Origin of the sequence: Actinoplanes sp. NPDC051346, assembly GCF_040682215.1 — a bacterium.
Taxonomy (GTDB): Bacteria; Actinomycetota; Actinomycetes; order Mycobacteriales; family Micromonosporaceae; genus Actinoplanes.
The window spans coordinates 192,045-209,796 of the sequence record NZ_JBFBAJ010000008.1 but is presented as its reverse complement, the minus strand read 5'-3'; the positions used below and the strand labels follow the sequence as shown (position 1 = coordinate 209,796).

Here is a 17,752-nt window from a genome sequence, read left to right as displayed (position 1 = left end):
CGCGATGGTTTACCGCTATTTTTACGACTGCGAATTCATCGAGGACGGCCGCACGGTCGACCTCGTGTCGATCGGCGTCGTCGACGAGTACGGCCGCACGTTCTACGCGGTCTCGACCCAGTTCGACGACTCCCGCGCCGTGCCCTGGGTACGCCGCAACGTGCTGGACAAGCTGCCGTCCCCGGCGGACCCGGCATGGCGCTCCCGGGAACGCATCCGCGACGACCTGTACGCGTTCCTCACCGAGCCCATCCAGGGCCGGGACGATCAGATCGAGCTGTGGGCGTGGTACGCCGCGTACGACCACGTGGCGCTCGCCCAGCTGTGGGGTGCCATGCCGGCCCTGCCGCGGGAGATTCCGCGCTTCACCAAGGATCTGCGCCAGCGCTGGGACGACCTGGGCCGCCCGAGCCTGCCCACCGCCGAGGGCCGGCACGACGCGCTCGTCGACGCCCGGCACAACCTCGCCCGCTGGAAGGCCATGGAAGGCGAGGGCCGGCCGCCGCGCTGACGCTGAGGGCGAATAGCGCGCCGAGGGGCGAATAGCGCGGCGACCGGACCCGAGGTGTTACTTGGCGCGCGCCTTGCGGTCGCTGCGCTTGTTGGCCTTCTGGATGGCGTCGACCAGCTCGGACTTGGTCATCCGGGAGCGGCCCCGGATGTCGAGCCGTTTCGCCACGTCCATCAGGTGTTCCTTGGACGCGTTGGCGTCGACGCCGCCCTTCGTCGCGGCCTTGGTGCCGCGGCCGCCGGCGGCCTTGGCGTCGCTGGGGCCCTTCTTGGCCTTGGGCTCCCAGTGGTCGCCCACCTTCTCGAACGAGTGCTTGACCGCCGAGAACGCCGTGCGGTGGGCGCGCTCGCCCTCGCCGTACTGGTCGACGGCCGAGTCGTGGGCCTTGACGTAGGTGTCCTGGGCCTTCTTCGGTGACCGCTTCAGCGTGCTGGGCATGTCCTCGCGTGTCGGCATTTCGCACCTCCTGGAGGCTGATCCGATCACCGTGCCCGGTCCTCGAGGGGTGTAAACGCGGGCGCCGGAGGGCGGGGCGCCTCGACGGAGGTCTTCAGAGACGCGGCGTAGACGTCGACGTACTCGCGGCCGGTCAGCGTCATCAGCTCGTACATGATCTCGTCGGTCACCGCGCGCTCGACGAAGCGGTCGCCGACCGAGCTCGAGTAGCGGGAGAAGTCGAGCGGCGCTCCGATGCGCAGGCGTACCCGCTTGATCTTCGGGATGAGCGTGCCCGTCGGCTGGATCTCGTCGGTGTTCATGAGCGCGACCGGCACGACCGGTGCGCCGCTCTCCAGGGCGAGCCGGGCCACGCCGGTCTTGCCGCGATAGAGCCGGCCGTCGGGCGAGCGGGTGCCCTCGGGGTAGATGCCGGCGATGTTGCCCGAGCGCAGCACCCGCAGCTGGGTGTCGAGGGCCGCACGGGCGGCCTTGCCACCCGAACGGTCGACCGGGATCGTCCCGGTGCCGACGAAGAACTGGCGCATCAGCCAGCCCTTGATCCCCTTACCCGTGAAGTACTCCGCTTTGGCGACGAATGTCACCTTCCGCTTCACGATCAGGGGTGTGAAGATCGAGTCGGAGAATGACAGGTGGTTGCAGGCCAGGATCACCGGCCCGGTCGCTGGTACATGCCGCAGACCCTCCACATCGGGGCGGAAAAGGCATTTCAGGACAGGTCCGAGAACCACGTACTTCAGTAGCCAGTAGAACACTGAGGTCCTTTCCCGCGCGCTGCGGTCCATGAGGCGAGGAAAGCGTACGAAGCGGGGGCGGCACGCCACAACGCACTCCCGCAAGCGGCACCTGTCGTGTCACCATTCAAGGCACGCGCGAGCGGCGCGGGGCGAGGAGTGTGCAGAGGTGTCTGCGGGTGGCGCCCGTCGCGGGCGGCGGGACAACGGGCTCGACGCGGCCGATTACGCGGCCGCGGGTGACGTGGATCCCCGGGTCGGCGAGCATCTGCTCGACGTCCTGGCGGCCGGTGGCATCGCCGCATATCTGCAGCCCTCGGCCGATCTCAACCCGATCCTGCGTGCCACGACGCTCCCGGCCCGGCCCACCGACCGGCTCTACGTCGACCGCACCCATCTCGACACCGCCCGCGAGCACCTGGACAAGCTGACCGCGAGCACCGGCCCTGCTACCTCGCCCGCGGCGCAGCCCCCGAGCGGCGACCAGGGCGAGGTCGACGCCGCCTGGGCGAAGATCGTCGCCGGATTTCATACCGCCGTCGACCCGGCCACCCCGCCCTGGCCGGCCGCGGAGGGCATCGACCTCACCCGGGCACCGGAACCGCCGGCCGAGCCCGGCGACAAGCTCACCTCGGCCACCGACGTCTCCGGCATCCAACTCAACCGGCGCCGCACCGACCGCGTCGACGAGCCCACGCTCCTCGACGGGCTCGACACCTTCGGCACCGCCTCCGACGACGACGAGGACGAGCGCTACGTGCCGCCGCCCCCGCCGCCGCTGCCGCACATCTCCAAGTACGCGATCGCCGGAGTGGCGGGCGTGGTCCTGGGTTTCCTGCTGTTCCTGTTTCCGTGGCTGCTCCCGGTCGACCGCAACCTCGTCACGCTGATCGGATTCACGGCGATCGTGGCGGGTGCCGTGACCCTGGTGTGGCGGCTGCGCTCCGGCGACGACGATGACGAGTTCGACGACGGCGCGGTCGTCTGACCCTCGCCGCGAGCCCAGACATAGATCACCGACGTTGTACTCTCGGTAGTCATCCACTAACCTCTCGTGAATGCGCCAGAGCTCGCTCGTGGTCGTCGCCAATCGTCTTCCCCTCGACGACAGCGCCGCGCCCGACGGCGCCTGCGAGTGGCGGCGCAGTCCCGGCGGCCTGGCCAGCGCCCTGCACGCCATCCTCCAGCAGACCCCGGCCACCTGGGTCGGCTGGGCGGGCGGGGTCGGCGCCGCACCCACGCTGAGCGACATCGGCAGCCTGCGCCTGCGTCCCATGGCCCTGTCCGAGGAGGAACTGCGCGGCTACTACGAGGGCTTCGCCAACTCGACGCTGTGGCCGCTCTACCACGACGCCGTGGAGCCGCCCGTGTTCCATCGTGGCTGGTGGGAGACCTATTCCGACGTCAACCGGCGGTTCGCGGAGTGCGCCGCCGAGGTCGTCGAGCCCGGCGGCGTGCTCTGGGTGCAGGACTATCACCTGCAGCTCGTGCCGGACCTGCTGCGCCGGCTGCGCCCGGACGTGCTGATCGGGTTCTTCCTGCACGTGCCGTTCCCGCCGCCGGAGTTGTTCATGCAGCTCCCCCGCCGCAACGAGCTGCTGCGCGGGATGCTCGGCGCGGACCTCGTCGGCTTCCAGCGGCCCCAGGCCGCGCACAACGTGTCCCAGCTCGCCGTGAAGCTGCTCGGCGCGCGGGTCACCGCCAACGACCAGATCACCCTCGACGGCCGTACGGTGCGCACCGGCGCCTTCCCCGTCTCGATCGACGTGGCGGAGATGCAGTCGCTGTCCGCCCGCCCCGACGTCCGCGACCGGGCCCAACAGCTGCGCGCCGACCTCGGCCGGCCGCGGCAGGTGCTGTTGAGCGTGGACCGTCTCGACTACACCAAGGGGATCGAGCACCGGCTGACGGCGTACAGCGAGCTGCTGCACGAAGGGCGGGTGAAGGTCCGCGACACGGTGATGGTGCAGGTCGTGGTGCCGAGCCGGGAACGGGTCGAGAACTACCGGGTGCTGCGCGACCGGATCGAGGGCGAGGTGGGGCGGATCAACGGCGAGTACGGCCGCGTCGGCGAGCCCGCCATCCACTACCTCAACCAGCCGTTCGACCGCGCCGACCTGGCCGCGCTCTACCAGACCGCGGACGTGATGGTGGTGACCCCGCTGCGCGACGGCATGAACCTGGTCGCCAAGGAGTACGTGGCCGCCCGCGCCGACTCCTCCGGCGCGCTGGTGCTCAGCGAGTTCACCGGGTGCGCCGCGGAGCTGGAGGACGCGTTCCTCGTCAACCCGCACGACGTCGACGGGCTCAAGGAGACGCTGCTGCGCGCGATGGAGGCCGACCCGGTGGACCTGGCGCGCCGGATGGCCGCCATGCGGGCGCACCTGAGCAGCCACGACATCGTGGCGTGGGCCCGGGCCTACCTCAAAACGCTGGACCGCACGGGCCGGGTCGCGGCCCGGCTACGCCGCGAGCCACCCCCTCAGGGCACCCAGATCCAGACGTCGCGGTCCTGACGGGCGGGCCCGTAGACCTGCTCCACCAGGGCGCGCATCGGCTCGTGCCGGGCGTCGGCGCGCATCACCAGCACCCCGCCGTTCCACCGCCGCACCTCGGCCCGGACGGTCTCCCGCTCGGGGTCGGTGAGCTGCGGAGCCACCCCGGCCTTGAGGGTCGTGAGGACGAAGTAGGTGAACCAGCTGCCCTGGGCCGTACCCATCTTGCCGATCCCCGCCGGGTCCGGTCCGAGGAAGTAGCCCTCCGGCACCACGAACTCGTGCTCGGCCTCCGCGGACCAGCTCAGGGTCTCCCGCCCGGCCCAGTCGCTCGGCAGCGGCACCGGGACGAGCGTCTGCCCGGGCTTCACGTACGGACGCCAGGCACCGGAACTGATGAACTCCGGCGTCGTCCAGTCCGGCCGCGCCGGGATCGGCTTGGGCACGAGCGGCAGCACCGCCAGGGCGATGAGCACCCGGGCGACCGGCACGGGCCCGGCCTGCCACCGCAGGTGCTCCCAGCCCAGGGCGAGCAGCACCGCGGTCGCGCCGATCACGATGAAGGTCAGGCGGCTCGGCATCAGCAGGCCGAGCACCGGCATGTGTTCCGGCATCGCGGCGAACGGGCCGGGGATCTCGGTGAGAATGCCGGCGAACCGCACCGCCGGGCCGAGCGAGAGCAGCGCACCGGCGACGGCGGTCACGACCGCCACCCGGGCGACCACCGACCGGCTCCACAGCACGACGAACAGCACCAGCAGAAGCACCACCAGCGGCGGACCGAACCAGCTGTTCTGTTCGGTGCGCCCGACGGTCAGTTCGGACGCCTTGGTCCCGGCGATGGTGTCCCGCGCGAAGGTCAGGTACGCCAGCGGGTCCTCGCCCCAGTCGACGAACAGCGGCAGGGCCGAGAACGACTGCGGCCCGTTGAACTGGAACCAGATCGGGTACGCGCAGAGCACCCCCGCCACGAGCGCGGTCAGGGCGAGCGCCCGGGCGAAGTCCGCCGCCCGGCGCCGCGCCTCGGCACGGCACAGGACCGCGTACGCGAGGGTGAAGACCAGGCAGCCGACCGCCGTGATCAGCAGCAACTCCTCGTTGAGGAAGAGCTGGTAGGTCACCAGCAACCCGAGGATCACCCCGTCGCGGCGCCACCGGCCGTCCAGGCCCAGCCGGGCCACCCGGGCGATGATCAGCGGCAGGAGGAAGTTGGAGACGAAGTTCGGCTGCCCGTTGGCGTGGTGCACGATGCCCGGCGCGAAACCGACGAAGGCGCCGCCGAGGAACGCCGCGACCCTCGACTTGACCAGGTAGCGCCGCAGCACCCAGTAGGTGCTGAAAGCCGTGCCGGCGAGGGCGCCGAGCATCCAGATCAGGTATGCGACGCGCGGGCCGAGGAGCATGGTCACCGGCGCCATCGGCAGCGTGACGCCCAGCACCGACGTGTTCGCGATCATGTTCACGCCGTCGGGCGCGTTCTGCTGATGCGAGAACAACGGGTTGCTCAGGTGTCGCACCGAGTAGGCCCCGTGCGACAGCAACCACTGGAACCACGTGTTGTCGCTGGCCAGGTGCCCCGAGACCTGCCCGGCCGGGTTGACCAGATAGCCGCCCATGACGATCAGCGCGAGCCCGAGGTAGGCGCCTGCCGCGGGCAGGTGCGAGCGGACGCGGCGCCATCGCGTCGGGGCGGGCGCCGGCGCGGCATCGGGCTGCGGGCGCTCGGAGGTGACGGGACTGGCCATGGCCGCCGACAGTACCGGATGGGAAGGTACGCCCGGGGTAAAGGGCTCTACGCTGCGAGTTCCTTCACCAGCCAGTCGAGGATCGCGTCCACGGGCTCCTGCCAGCCGGCGTCGAGCATCAGGTCGTGACCCATCCCGGGAAACAGCAGCGGCGCACCGCCGCCGTGGCGGGCCGCCACCCGGTCCAGCGCTCGCGGGGTGACGATCCGGTCGTCGGGGCTGCCCACCACGAGCACCGGGGGCGACCCCACCGGGCCGTCCGGCGCCGGCGCGGTCAGCAGGGACCGGTAGGCGCCCGACGGCGCCCGCGTGAGCCGCTCGACATAGGCGTCCGCACCCGCGAGACCCGTGCTGAACAGCTGGCCGGCGCGGAGCGTGAGGCGGCCGCCGAACAACGCCGGCAGGGCGCCGAGCGGGTGGGACCGCAGCGCCGCACCGAACGCCGACCATCCGTGCAGCACCGGCGCGGCCAGGACCGCGGCCCGGGCGGGATAGCGCGCCAGCGCGTGCGCGACGATCAGCGCGCCGGTGCCATGCCCGACCAGCACCGCCTGGCGCGGCAACCCGGCGGCGGCCTGCACCACGTCGTGCACATAGGCGCGCAGTGTCCCCTTCTCGCGCGGGCTCAGCGCATATGCGGCGAATCCCCGCGAGGCGGCGTGTCCGAGCCAGTGTTCGCGGAACGCCCACGCGCCATGGCCCACCCCGGAGACGAACAGCAGCGGCGGCTGCCCCTCGTCAGGATGTGGCAGGGCGCTGAGGACCTCCCGACGCACCGGCGGCACCGGGTCGGTCCACTCCTCGAAGCGCAGCATCATGCCGTCTCCAGGCGCTTGAGCAGCTCCTCGAGGGCCCGCAGATAGCTGACGTGGCCCACCTCGAACCAGTGCCGCGACGTCGGCACCACCCGCTGCCGGGCCCACGACCGCGTCGGCCGCGTCGACTCCTTGCGCTGCACCGCCGCGGCCCGGTCCGGGTCCTCGAGGCGCAGCCGCAGCCAGCGGGCGACGGCCACGCTCTGCCAGTGGGCCAGCGGCGGCAGCCCGGCGTCGGACTGGAGCAGCCCCACCACGGCCAGCGTCGGATGCCGCCGGGCGAACGCGTGCAGGTGCAGGTCGGGCCTGCCGTCCTCGTCGATGTCGAGCAACTCCGGCGCCAGGAACTCGAACCGCGGCAGGTAGCCGGTGGCGGCGACGACCAGATCGGGCTCGGCACGCCGGCCGTCGGCGAACTCCACGGTGGAACCGTCGAGGCGCACGACGTCCGGTACCGGGGCGATCCGCCCGTGGCCGACGTAGTAGACGAGCTGACTGTTGACCACCGGATGGCTCTCGTACGGGCGGTGGTCCGGCGCCGGCAGCCCGAAGCGCGTGACGTCGCCGACGGTGAGCCGCACCGTACGGTGATAGATCCACTGCCGCAGCCACAACGGCAGACGGCGCCGTTGCAGCAGGGCGCCCACCTGGTCGGCGGGACGGCCGAAGACGTACTTGGGGGCGTACCAGTAGCCCCGGCGGGTCGAGTGCCACACCGTGTCGGCCTGCTGGGCCGCCTCGACGGCGATGTCACAGCCGGTGTTGCCGCCGCCGACGACCAGCACCTTGCGGCCGCGCAACTGCACCGGATCCTTGTACGCCGAGGCGTGCAGAACCCGCCCGCGGAAGGCCGACGAGTCCACGGACAGCGGCTTAGGCGACCAGTTGTGCCCGTTGGCGACCACGACGGCGGCGTAGCGCTGGACCCGCTCCACGCCGCCGCCGGTGCCGCGGGTCGTCACGTCCCAGCGGCCGTCGCCGACCGGCGTCACCGAGACCACCTCGGTGCCGAACCAGATGCTGTCCCGCAGGGCGAAATGCTCCGCGTACCGCTCGAGGTACGCCAGGAAGGCGCTGTGATGCGGATAGTCCGGCCAGTCGTCCGGCATCGGAAAATCGGGAAACTCGGTCAGCGGCCGCGACGAGATCAGCTGCGTGCTCGCGGAGACCGGGCTGCGGTCGTGACGCCAGTTCCAGGCGCCGCCGACGGACGCCTCCCGCTCGTAGCAGTCGACGGAGAAGCCCCGCTCCCGCAGGTTCTTGACCGCGGCGAGCCCGCTGGCGCCCGCACCGATCACACAGACCGCGTCGTGCCGGTCGGCGATGTCCTCGGTGGCGTGCACCGGGGCATCCTCGCAGAACCCGGGGCATACCCGGAAGGGTCAATCGGAAGGCAGCGTCAGGTCGGCCAGCACCGGCAGGTGGTCGCTGGCCCGCCGCGCGGCGTCGGAGTCGACCACCTGGTAGCGCACCACCTCGATCTCCGGCGACACGAACAGCGCGTCCAGGCGCTGCCGCGGCAGGGTCGCCGGAAAGGTCAACGCGGCGCCGCCCCGGGCACCGGTGTCGACCATGCCGTCGGCGACCGTGCGCCACGCACCCCCGCCCGGACCCTCGTTGAGATCGCCACCGGCGATCAGCGGACCCTCCACCGCGGACAGCGCCTCCTTCCAGACCGCCGCCTGGTCGGGCCGCTCGGCCGGATCCGTGGCCAGATGCGAGCCGGAAACGGTGAACTGCCCGTTACGCACCGAACAGCGCGCGAAAGCCGCGCCGCGCAGGTGCCGGCCCGGGGTCAGCGGATAGCGCAGGCACCAGGTCTCGTGCACCCGCACCCGCAGGCTGACCAGCAGCAGATTGCCCAGCGAGGGCAGCCCACCGGCCCCGACCACCATGCCGAAGTCGTCGGCGAGAGCCGCGCACTTGTGCCGCCACCGCCACCGGCGCGGCGCCTCCTGCACGACGACGACATCGGGGGCCAGCTCACGGACCAGGTCGGTCAGCGCCGCCCGGTCGTCGCGCAGGCCGTGCACGTTGTAGCTGAGCACCCGCAGCGGGACCCCGGACACGTCGTCCCCCTCAGATCCGACGAGCCAGGTCGGCCGCGCCGAGAACCCCGGCGGTATTGCCGGTCTCGGCGGCCCTGATCTCCGCGACGGGGAACCGCCCCCGCTGCGCCAACTGTTCGGTGTAGGTCCGCACCGTCGGACCCATCAGCAGCTCCCCCGCGTCGATGACACCACCACCGACCACCAGCACCTGCGGATCGAACGTCTGCGCCAGGTCGGCCATCGCCACACCGAGCCAGTACCCGATCTGCGCGAAAGCGTCACGGGCCACCCCGTCACCCCGCTGCGCCGCCTCGGTGATCATCCGCCCGCTGATCCGCGCCGGATCACCACCCGCGAGCTCCAACAGCGTCCCCGCCCGCTCAGGCTCCTGCCGAGCCCCGGCACGAGCGAACCGCACCAGAGCGTTGCCGCTCGCATACTGCTCCAGACAACCCAGCCGGCCGCACCCGCACGGATGCCCACCATTCACTGACTGAATATGCCCCAACTCCCCGGCGACACCGTTGGCCCCACGCCACAGAGCCCCGTTGAGCACGATCCCGCCGCCGATGCCCGTACCGACGGTGATCATCACCATCGAATCGTCCGCCCGCCGCGCGGCACCGAACCGAAACTCCGCCCAGGCCGCGACATTGGCATCGTTCTCCAACACGGTCGGCAACCCCACGGCCTTCGCCACATGGTCCCGCACCGGCTCGTCCCGCCACGCCAGGTTCGGCGCGAACAGCACCGTCGCACCCCCGGCATCGATCCACGCGGCCGCACCGATACCGACCGCCTTCGCCTCGGGAAAGCGCGCCGCCAACTCCCCCGCGACCGCCACAATCGTGTCCCGCGTCCCAGCCGGATCGTCCGCCGGGGTCTCACGCCGCGTCTGCGCGATCACGACACCCTGATCGTCCACCACCCCGCCGGCCACCTTCGTGCCGCCGACGTCGACTCCGATGGTCAGCGTCACGCTGCCCGTCCCCTCTGTTGTGTCACACCACGTCACCGGGGGCGTCATCGCCCGGCCGAGCGCCGTGGTCATCGGCCGCGGCCGGTGCAACGTGTGCTTCCTGTGCCGACACATCATGATCTACGCCGCCGGATCCCGCCACGGCACTTTCGCGCCGCGACTCTCCGTTTGCGTAGTTCGCTTTCGCGGCCGGCTTCGTCCTTGCGGCCGGCTTAGCGGTTGCGGTCGACTTCGCGGCCGGCTTCCCGCTTGCGGTCGGGCTCGCCGCCGGCTTCCCGCTTGCGGCCGGCTTCGCGTTTGCGGTCGGGCTCGCGGCCGGCTTCGGGCTCGCGGCCGGCGTCGGGCTCGCGGCCGGCTTCGCGCTTGCGGTCGCGGCCGGGCTCGCGGTTGCGGCCGGGCTCGCGGTTGCGGCCGGGCTCGCGGTTGCGGCCGCCCACGGGTCGCGCCCGCCCAGCGATCCGCGTCCGGCGCTGCGGCGGGTGGTGGGTCCCGCCGATTTTTCGGTACGGACCCCGGCGTCCCCAGAAGCAGCAGCGGACTTCCGCCTCGACGCGGACGCGGCCTCCGCGGAATCCCGCCCGCCGGAACGCGCCGCGGCTTCGTGCCCGGCCGCGGCCGCGCCATCGGTCCGCTCCCGCCCCGCGGTCGCTCCCCCGCTTCCGGCCTGGTTGCGGGTGGCCGCGGCCCATGGGTCGGCGTTCTCGTCCACCGGTGACGCGACCGGTGTGTCCCCGGTCCGGGTCGCGGCGGACCAGGCCTGGTCCGGAGTCGGCCGCGGGCGGTCGGCGGGCCTCCGGCGGTCGGCGGACTTCGGGCGGTCGGCGGGGTTCGGGCGGTCGGCGGGGTTCGGGCGGTCGGCGGGGTTCGGGCGGTCGGCGGGCTTCGGGCGGTCGGCGGGCTTCGGGCGCGTGGCGGGCTTCGGGCGGGACGTGGCGGCGGTGGCGCCGACGACCGCGGACAGGCCGCGCATCAGGGTGGCCACTCCGGTGGCGAGATCACCGGCGCCGGTGGCCAGGCGTTCGGCGGTCTCCGGTGGCGGGTCGCGCAGGGCGGCTATCGCCCGGCAGATCGGGCACACGCAGCATTCGGCCGTGCCGGTGGCCCAGCCGGTGTTGCTTGTGTGCTGCTGTGTGCCCGTACCGGAAAGGAACTGACCCACCGCCGACCCGAGCAGATCTCCCAGGCCGTCGCGCCCACCCTGCGAGGCCCTCGCGAGCAGGGCGGCGACGAGCCGCTCGGCCTCCTGGCGTGCCGATCCGGTGGTCCCTGTCATCGCGCTGCCCCCTGCCATCGTGCCGCCGTCTGCCGCCGGGCCGCCCTACGCTGTCGTGCCGCCGGCCAGGCCATCTCGCTGCCGCCCGCCGGGCCGCCGCGTGCCTGTCGTTCCGCCACCCGCCAAGCTATCCCGCTGGCGCCCACCGAGCTTCCGCGTGGACGGAGCATCGCAGCTCGCCGGGCCGCTTCGCTGCCGCCCGGTGGACCGCCGCACGCCTGCCAGGTCGCCGCTCGCCGGGCCGCTTCGCTGCCGCCCGGTGGACCGCCGCCCGCCCGCCGTGCCGCCGCCAGCCAGGCCGTTTCGCTGACACCCGCCGGACCACCGCCCGCCCGCCGCGTCGCTACCCGCCGGACCGTTTCGCAACCCGCCGGACTGCCGCACGCCCACCACGTCGCCGCCCGCCGGGCGGCTTCGCTGACACCCGTCGGACAACTGCATGCCTGCCACGTCGCCGCCCGCCGGGCCGTTTCGCTGCCCGCCGACGGACCACCGCACGCCTGCCACGCAGCCGCCCGCCGGGTCGGGTCCGCTGCCGGCCGACGGACTGGTCCTCGCCGAATCGCTGCCCGGCGGAGTGCTGCCCGGTGAATTGCTGGTCGCCGAGCCGCTGCCTGCCGGCTGCTGTGTGCTGCCGGTTGCCGCCGGGCTGGTGTCACGCCTTGCCGAGGCTTTCGACGCGGCGCTTCAGCTCCTTCAGCGCCGTGTCCATAATCATCTTCTCGGCTTTGCGTTTGAGCATGCCGAGCATGCCGATGCTGAGCTCCACCTCGAGTGAGTAGGTCACCGTGGTGGCACCGGCGCCATCGTCGGTGAGGTCGTAGGAGCCGTTCAGCGTCTTCTGCATCTTCGACGGCGCCACGAGGTGCCACTCGATGCGTGAGAGGTCCTCGGCGTATGCGTATTCGAGCGCGTAGTCGTCGGAGAGCGGTCCAGCGTCAATGACGAACCGCACCTGGGCCGCGTAGCCGTCCTCGTATTCCTCGAGGACCTCCACCCGTTTCACCGCGTCGGCCCACTCCGGATAGCGGGGAAAGTCGCAGATCACCGCGGCCACCTGGTCGAGGGGCGCCTGAACCTGGATGGACTGCGTCGAGGTGTCCGCCATGGCAGGCAGGCTACCGCGTGCCGAGCGGAATGCGACTCACGGCCTCTCCACCGATCTCGGCGGCGCTCGATCCGACCGGTCCCGACATCGACTCAATCCGGCCGATCCCGCATCACGCCATCGGGCGATTTCCGGCATCATCCCATCCCGCGACCTCGCCGCATCAGCCCATCCCGCGACCCCGCCGCACCAGCCCATCCCGCGACCCCGCCGCACCAGCCCATCCCACGATCCCGCCGCACCAGCCCATCCCGCGACCCCGCCAGGGCCGTGCCCGGACTGCCCTATTGATCAGGTGTGGCGCTTCGGCACGGCGAGGGCGGCCGCTCCGGAGGGCCTCGGCTACTGCCGACGACGATGGTCGGGGAAGCGGGCAGGGCGGTGAGCCGCGGCTTCGGCGGTCGGCCCGGTGGCTGATTCGGCGGTCGGCTCGGCGGGTTGGCTCGGCGGGCTGGCTCGGCGGTCGGCGGGCTGCTCGGCGGGCTGGCTCGGCGGTCGGCGGTCGGCTCGGCGGGCTGGCTCGGCGGTCGGCGGGCTGCTCGGCGGGCTGGCTCGGTCGCCAGCTGGGGGCACTTCGGAGGTCGGTGGAGGGGCCGCGGGCGATAGAGGGGTCGGTCGGGGTTCCCGAGGCGATGGAGGGGCCGGGGGTCGACGGAGGGATCAGTCGGGGGCGGCAGAGGGGGCGGTCCCGGGGATGGAAGGGCCGGGAGTGGCGAAGGGATCGGCCGAGGGCGCGCCGGAGGGCGGCTCCGGGGGCGATGGAGGGATCGACCTGGGGCAGCGGAGGGGGCGGTCGGGGGCAGCGGAGGGGGCGGTCGGGGGCGGTGGAGGGGGCGGGGGTGGTGGTCGGGAGCGGGCCGGACGTGTTGGGCGATGGGCTGATTCCCGACGGGGCGGCTACGATCCGTCACGTGCCCGCCTCAGCCAGCGTTCTTGTGCGCGCCCATCCGCTCGCGGTGGCCGCGCGCCTCGTCATGCTCGCGCTCGTAGCGGCGCTCACCCTGATCGCCACGCAGGATGCGGGTCAGCTGCGTTGGATCGCGTTGCTCCTGGTCGCCGCATTGCCGGCGTTCTTTCTGCCGCATCATCGGGTCGCCGCGCCGCTGGGGCGGCTTGCTGAGGTGGCGGTGACCGGGTTGGCGGCCGGGTCGGTCGCGGCGGCGGCGAATATCTCGGGGACGGTGGATGCCGGGTTCGGTGCCGAGGCGGTGCTGCCTTACCTGGCTGTGCCGCTGTTGACGGCGGCGTTGCGGCGGCGGCCTACCGAGGGGGCGGCGCTGCTCGGTGTCGCGGCGGTCGCGATGGTGATTGGCGGGGTGATTGTCGAGGACGGCGATTCGATCATCACCCAGCCGGGCTATCTTGCCGCCGGCGGGCAGTGGCTCGTGCTCGGTGCGATCGTCACCTTCGCCGCCGACACCATGCGGCAGCTGATGGCTCCGGCCGAGAACAAACCGCAGCCGTACGCGGAGGCCACGCGCCTGCTGACCCAGCTTCGCAGCGTGGCTCGATCGCTGCCTGGCGCGACGCTCGATCCGGGCGGCATCTCCGAGCACCTGCTGGAGGAGCTGCGCGTGGTCGCGCCCGGGCATCGGGCGGCGGTGCTGTCGGCCAGTGGCGGTGGGCGGCTGGTCGTGTTGGCCCAGACGGGCGCCGAGCGGGTCGACTGGGAGGTCACTCTGGACGCCGACTCGGCGATCGCCGACGCCTGGGCGAGCCAGCAGCCGCAGACGGCGTCGCGGTCGCAGGCCCGTTCGCACCAGGGCGGGGAGGCCTCGTCGCTGGTGGTGCCGCTGGTCGCCGGTGTCCGTACGATCGGACTTGTGATCCTGGAGGCGGACGTGTCGAGCGCGTACCCGTCCGCGGTGATCGCGAGGGTGACCGAGGTGACCGGGCCGGCCGCCCTGCGGTTGGAAGCGGCGCTGCTGTTCGACGAGGTCCGGTCGCTGGCGACCAATGAGGAGCGTCAGCGCCTCGCCCGCGAGATCCATGACGGCGTGGCGCAGGAGCTCGTGATGGTCGGGTACGGCATCGACAACGCGCAGGCGACCCTGCCCGAGGGTGCCGACGAGACCGCCGAGGAGCTGCGCACGCTGCGGGGCGAGGTTACCCGGGTCATCACCGAGCTGCGGCTGAGCCTGTTCGAGCTTCGCTCCGAGGTGGACCGCAACGGAGGGCTCGCGGCGGCGATCGCCGAGTACGCGCGGACCCTCGGCACTTCCGCGGGCCTGCGGGTGCACTTCACTTTCGACGAGTCCACCGCGCGGCTGCCCGCCGCCACCGAGGCGGAACTGCTGCGCATCGCCCAGGAGGCGATCACCAACGCCCGCAAACACGCCGGGGCGTCCAATCTGTGGGTCACCTGCACGGTCGACCCGCCGTACGCGGAGATCGAGGTCTCCGATGATGGCAAGGGCTTCGCCGACGACCGCCCGGACGGGCGCTACGGCCTTGCGATCATGGCCGAGAGAGCGGAACGTATCCGAGGCCGGCTGGAGATCAGACCACGACACCCCAGCGGGACAACCGTTGCGGTAGTGCTCGGAACCTCCGCTCGGCGCGATAGCGTGCGGGATAGCGTTTCCGCACCAGAAGGGGAGTAACCCGAGCATGTCGACCAGTCCGATGCCGACGACCCGCACCAAGGTGCTCCTCGTCGACGATCACGACCTGATCCGTAAGGGGCTGCGGCACGCGTTCGAGCGGGACCGCCAGTTCGAGGTGGTCGGCGAGGCAGCCACGGCCGCCGAGGCCGTCCGCCAGGCCGGCGCGCTCCAGCCCGACGTGGTGATCATGGACCTGCGCCTGCCCGACGGCAGCGGCCTCGAGGCGACCCGCGCCCTGCGTAAGAACAACGCCAACATGGGCATCGTGGTCCTCACCATGTATGCCGGCGACGACCAGCTGTTCGGCGCCCTCGAGGCGGGAGCCAGCGCCTTCGTGCCCAAGACCGCCCCGGCCGACGAGGTCGTGGCGGCGGCGCGGCACGCGGCCTCGGCCCCGAGCGCGTTCACGGCGGCCGACCTGGCCGAGGCGATGAAGCGGCGGCTCGCCCCGTCGGGCCCGCAGCTTTCGCCCCGCGAGGGCCAGGTCCTGCGGCTGCTCGCCGACGGCATGAGCGTGGCAGGGATCGCCAAGCAGCTGTTCGTGTCGGAGTCCACGGCGAAGACCCACATCTCCAAACTGTACGAGAAGCTGGGCGCGGCGAACCGGGCCCAGGCGCTGATGACGGCGCTGCGGCTGGGCCTGCTCGAGGCGCCCGACGCGCCGAAGTTCTGACGATCGCGTGCGCTGACCGCCCGTCGCCCTTCACAGGGTGGCGGGCGGCGCCGTCATCCACCGATTGGTGGAAAGTGCGATCCACCGACCGAGCTCCCAGCGGTTGATCCAAGTCTGACGATGTGCCGCCAGGCTGGTAGGCATGATCGTCACTTCTTTTCGCAGTACCCTCGCCTGTCTCGTCGGCCTGGCCTCGGTCCTGGTCGCCGGTGCGCTGGTCACCGGTGCGGCGCCGGCGACCGCCGGAGACCCCGCGATCGCCCGGACGGATGCCGGCCTGGTCCACGGCACCGTCCACGACGGCTACCGCACCTTCCAGGGCGTACCGTATGCGGCGCCGCCGATCGGTGATCTCCGCTGGCGCGATCCGCAGCCGGTCAGGGCGTGGCCCGACGTGCGCGAGGCCGACGCGCCGGGACCTGACTGCAAGCAGAACTCGCCTGGCCACGGCGGGCCCCGCAGCGGCGACGAGGACTGCCTCTACCTGAACGTCACCACGCCGGCCGACGGCCGCAAGCGCCGGCCGGTGCTGGTGTGGCTGCACGGCGGCGGCTTCCAGACCGGCTCGGGCAGCGGGTACGAAGCCCACCGGCTCGCCGTCCGGGGCGACCTCGTCGTCGTGACCGTCAACTACCGGCTCGGGGTCTTCGGCTATCTGGGCCTGCCCGGCCTGGCCGGCTCGGGCACCTTCGGCCTGAAGGATCAGCAGGCCGCGCTGCGCTGGGTACGCCGCAACGCCGCGGCCTTCGGTGGCGACCCGCGCTCGATCACGCTCGCCGGGCAGTCCGCGGGCGGCATGAGCGTCTGCGCCCACCTCACCTCGCCCGCGGCGGCGGGCCTGTTCGACCGGGCCGTCATCCAGTCCGGATCGTGCCTGACCGACTGGCCCGCCGAACTGTTCTATCCGGGCGTCGACGCGGGTTCCACCTGGTCGCCGGCGGCCGACGTGCGGCACGCGGGTGCGAGCCTGGCGGCCACCCTCCACTGCGGCGCGGACGCGGTCGCATGCCTGCGCGACCAACCGGCGGACACGTTGCTGAAGCTCACCGAGGGCACCGGCCTCGACGCGTTCCTGACCCCCGCCTACGGCACCGCGACGCTGCCACGGCATCCCGCCGACGCGGTGCGGGCGGGCGCCTTCCACCGGGTGCCGGTGCTCTCCGGCAACACCCGCGACGAGCACCGCAGCCTGATCGCTTACCTCGACGCCCGCACGCCGGTCACCACCGAGCGGTACGCCGGCGTCCTGAAGGCCGCCTTCGGCGACCGCGCGGACCAGGTGGCGGCGCGTTATCCGGTCGAGGCGTACGCGTCACCGGCACTGGCCTGGGCCGCCGTGGCCACCGACCGGATCTGGGCCTGTCCCACACTGGCGGGCAACCGGCTGTTCGCCCGGCACACCCCGACCTTCGCGTACGAGTTCGGCGAGGGGCAGGAGCCGTGGGGCGCGTATCACGGGTCCGAGCTGCCGTACCTGTTCGGTCCATCGCCGCAGTCGCCGGCACTGGCCGAGCGGATGATCGACGCCTGGTCCCGGTTCGCTTCGACCGGCGAGTCCGGCTGGCCGCGGCTGCGACCCGGAGCCGTCACCCCGTACGTGCGGACCCTGGCGACCGGCGCGTCCGGGAGCGTCGACCTGGCCGTCGAGCACCGCTGCGGGCTGTGGAGGCCATCGACGCCGGTCGCGGGCTGACAGAATGCCGGCCATGGGGAAAACACATGAGCGAATTTCCGGCCGGTTGCGGACCTTCATCGAGGCTCAGCCGATCTTCTTCACCGCGACGGCTCCGCTGGCCGGGTCGGGCACGGTCAACCTGTCGCCGAAGGGGCTCATCGGGTCGTTCGCCATCATCGACGAGCTGACCGTGGCCTATCTGGACTGCGCCGGCAGCAACGCGGAGACCATCGCGCACCTGCGCGAGAACGGCCGCATCACGCTCATGTGGTGCGCCTTCCAGGGGCCGCCGAACATCGTCCGGATCCACGGGCGTGGCGAGCCCATCTTCCGCGACGATCCACGCTGGACGAGCTATGTCTCCCACTTTCCGGACCTCGAGACCTCGTCGCACGGGGTCCGCTCGATCATCGTGGTGCGGGCCGAGATGATCCGCGACAGCTGCGGTTACGCCGTACCGTTGATGAGTTATGACGGCGACCGTGAGCTGCACGCTCAGCGGTTCTCCCGGGAGGACGACGAGTCGCTGAGCGCCTACTTCGAGAAGAAGGAGTTCATCGCGACCAGCCTCGACGGCCTGCCCGCCCTGCCGCTGCCACTGCCGAGCGAGCCGTCCCGTCGGGCCTGATCT

16 protein-coding genes are annotated in these 17,752 nt (G+C 72.2%); 7 read left to right on the top strand and 9 right to left on the bottom strand.

Annotated elements, in window-relative coordinates; all coding sequences use genetic code 11:
• Positions 1-4 precede the first annotated feature (4 nt).
• Entirely contained in the window at positions 5-511 is a 507-nt protein-coding gene (locus tag AB0M36_RS21410) for a polyadenylate-specific 3'-exoribonuclease AS (RefSeq protein WP_364160065.1), read from the top strand.
• Between the two features lie 57 nt (positions 512-568).
• On the opposite strand, the gene AB0M36_RS21405 is transcribed toward AB0M36_RS21410, so the two are convergent.
• Positions 569-967, bottom strand: a complete 399-nt coding sequence (locus AB0M36_RS21405; RefSeq protein ID WP_364160063.1) for a ChaB family protein — start codon at positions 965-967, stop codon at positions 569-571.
• A gap of 26 nt (positions 968-993) precedes the next feature.
• Positions 994-1,722, bottom strand: a complete 729-nt coding sequence (locus tag AB0M36_RS21400) for a lysophospholipid acyltransferase family protein (protein WP_364160403.1) — start codon at positions 1,720-1,722, stop codon at positions 994-996.
• A gap of 148 nt (positions 1,723-1,870) precedes the next feature.
• Here AB0M36_RS21400 and AB0M36_RS21395 point away from each other — a divergent pair, with 148 nt between their 5' ends.
• Both AB0M36_RS21395 and AB0M36_RS21390 read left to right on the top strand, forming a co-directional pair.
• Positions 1,871-2,689 carry a DUF308 domain-containing protein gene (locus AB0M36_RS21395; protein ID WP_364160061.1) on the top strand — a complete coding sequence of 273 codons (819 nt, stop codon included), beginning with the start codon at positions 1,871-1,873 and terminating at the stop codon, positions 2,687-2,689.
• A 70-nt stretch (positions 2,690-2,759) separates the two neighbouring features.
• Positions 2,760-4,217 (top strand): trehalose-6-phosphate synthase, encoded by a 1,458-nt coding sequence (locus AB0M36_RS21390; RefSeq protein WP_364160059.1) that lies wholly within the window; start codon positions 2,760-2,762, stop codon positions 4,215-4,217.
• On the opposite strand, the gene AB0M36_RS21385 is transcribed toward AB0M36_RS21390, so the two are convergent.
• The 7 genes from AB0M36_RS21385 to AB0M36_RS21355 all read right to left on the bottom strand — a co-directional run bounded on the left by AB0M36_RS21385 (position 4,184) and on the right by AB0M36_RS21355 (position 12,167).
• Entirely contained in the window at positions 4,184-5,941 is a 1,758-nt protein-coding gene (locus AB0M36_RS21385) for a hypothetical protein (RefSeq protein ID WP_364160057.1), read from the bottom strand. The two genes, AB0M36_RS21390 and AB0M36_RS21385, sit on opposite strands and share 34 nt — an antisense overlap.
• 47 nt (positions 5,942-5,988) lie before the next feature.
• Positions 5,989-6,759: an alpha/beta fold hydrolase gene (locus tag AB0M36_RS21380; protein WP_364160055.1), complete on the bottom strand. Its 771-nt coding sequence runs from the start codon at positions 6,757-6,759 to the stop codon at positions 5,989-5,991.
• Entirely contained in the window at positions 6,756-8,099 is a 1,344-nt protein-coding gene (locus AB0M36_RS21375) for an NAD(P)-binding domain-containing protein (RefSeq protein WP_364160053.1), read from the bottom strand. Before AB0M36_RS21375 ends, AB0M36_RS21380 begins: the two co-directional genes overlap by 4 nt.
• Positions 8,100-8,138: 39 nt before the next feature.
• Entirely contained in the window at positions 8,139-8,825 is a 687-nt protein-coding gene (locus AB0M36_RS21370; protein WP_364160051.1) for an endonuclease/exonuclease/phosphatase family protein, read from the bottom strand.
• 10 nt (positions 8,826-8,835) lie between these two features.
• On the bottom strand, positions 8,836-9,786 hold the full coding sequence (locus AB0M36_RS21365) for an ROK family glucokinase (protein ID WP_364160049.1): 951 nt from the start codon (positions 9,784-9,786) through the stop codon (positions 8,836-8,838).
• 212 nt (positions 9,787-9,998) lie between these two features.
• Positions 9,999-10,223: a hypothetical protein gene (locus tag AB0M36_RS21360; RefSeq protein WP_364160047.1), complete on the bottom strand. Its 225-nt coding sequence runs from the start codon at positions 10,221-10,223 to the stop codon at positions 9,999-10,001.
• A gap of 1,491 nt (positions 10,224-11,714) precedes the next feature.
• A complete protein-coding gene (locus tag AB0M36_RS21355) occupies positions 11,715-12,167 on the bottom strand; it encodes an SRPBCC family protein (RefSeq protein WP_364160045.1) in 453 nt (150 codons plus the stop codon).
• A 911-nt stretch (positions 12,168-13,078) separates the two neighbouring features.
• On the opposite strand from AB0M36_RS21355, the gene AB0M36_RS21350 reads away from it, so the two are divergent.
• The 4 genes from AB0M36_RS21350 to AB0M36_RS21335 all read left to right on the top strand — a co-directional run bounded on the left by AB0M36_RS21350 (position 13,079) and on the right by AB0M36_RS21335 (position 17,749).
• The gene (locus tag AB0M36_RS21350; RefSeq protein WP_364160043.1) at positions 13,079-14,770 is read left to right on the top strand and encodes a sensor histidine kinase; all 1,692 of its coding nucleotides are present in this window, start codon (positions 13,079-13,081) and stop codon (positions 14,768-14,770) included.
• A 7-nt stretch (positions 14,771-14,777) separates the two neighbouring features.
• A complete protein-coding gene (locus AB0M36_RS21345; protein WP_023359837.1) occupies positions 14,778-15,446 on the top strand; it encodes a response regulator transcription factor in 669 nt (222 codons plus the stop codon).
• A 142-nt stretch (positions 15,447-15,588) separates the two neighbouring features.
• Positions 15,589-17,139 (top strand): carboxylesterase family protein, encoded by a 1,551-nt coding sequence (locus AB0M36_RS21340; RefSeq protein ID WP_364160041.1) that lies wholly within the window; start codon positions 15,589-15,591, stop codon positions 17,137-17,139.
• 13 nt (positions 17,140-17,152) lie between these two features.
• Entirely contained in the window at positions 17,153-17,749 is a 597-nt protein-coding gene (locus AB0M36_RS21335; RefSeq protein ID WP_364160039.1) for a pyridoxamine 5'-phosphate oxidase family protein, read from the top strand.
• Positions 17,750-17,752 lie beyond the last annotated feature (3 nt).

What these genes read in the sequence shown, in the direction of transcription:
- AB0M36_RS21410 (WP_364160065.1), top strand. Translation starts at nt 5, where the DNA reads ATGGTTTACCGCTATTTTTACGACTGCGAATTCATCGAGGACGGCCGC.
- AB0M36_RS21405 (WP_364160063.1), bottom strand. Translation starts at nt 967, where the DNA reads ATGCCGACACGCGAGGACATGCCCAGCACGCTGAAGCGGTCACCGAAG.
- AB0M36_RS21390 (WP_364160059.1), top strand. Translation starts at nt 2,760, where the DNA reads ATGCGCCAGAGCTCGCTCGTGGTCGTCGCCAATCGTCTTCCCCTCGAC.
- AB0M36_RS21385 (WP_364160057.1), bottom strand. Translation starts at nt 5,941, where the DNA reads ATGGCCAGTCCCGTCACCTCCGAGCGCCCGCAGCCCGATGCCGCGCCG.
- AB0M36_RS21380 (WP_364160055.1), bottom strand. Translation starts at nt 6,759, where the DNA reads ATGATGCTGCGCTTCGAGGAGTGGACCGACCCGGTGCCGCCGGTGCGT.
- AB0M36_RS21355 (WP_364160045.1), bottom strand. Translation starts at nt 12,167, where the DNA reads ATGGCGGACACCTCGACGCAGTCCATCCAGGTTCAGGCGCCCCTCGAC.
- AB0M36_RS21345 (WP_023359837.1), top strand. Translation starts at nt 14,778, where the DNA reads ATGTCGACCAGTCCGATGCCGACGACCCGCACCAAGGTGCTCCTCGTC.
- AB0M36_RS21340 (WP_364160041.1), top strand. Translation starts at nt 15,589, where the DNA reads ATGATCGTCACTTCTTTTCGCAGTACCCTCGCCTGTCTCGTCGGCCTG.
- AB0M36_RS21335 (WP_364160039.1), top strand. Translation starts at nt 17,153, where the DNA reads ATGGGGAAAACACATGAGCGAATTTCCGGCCGGTTGCGGACCTTCATC.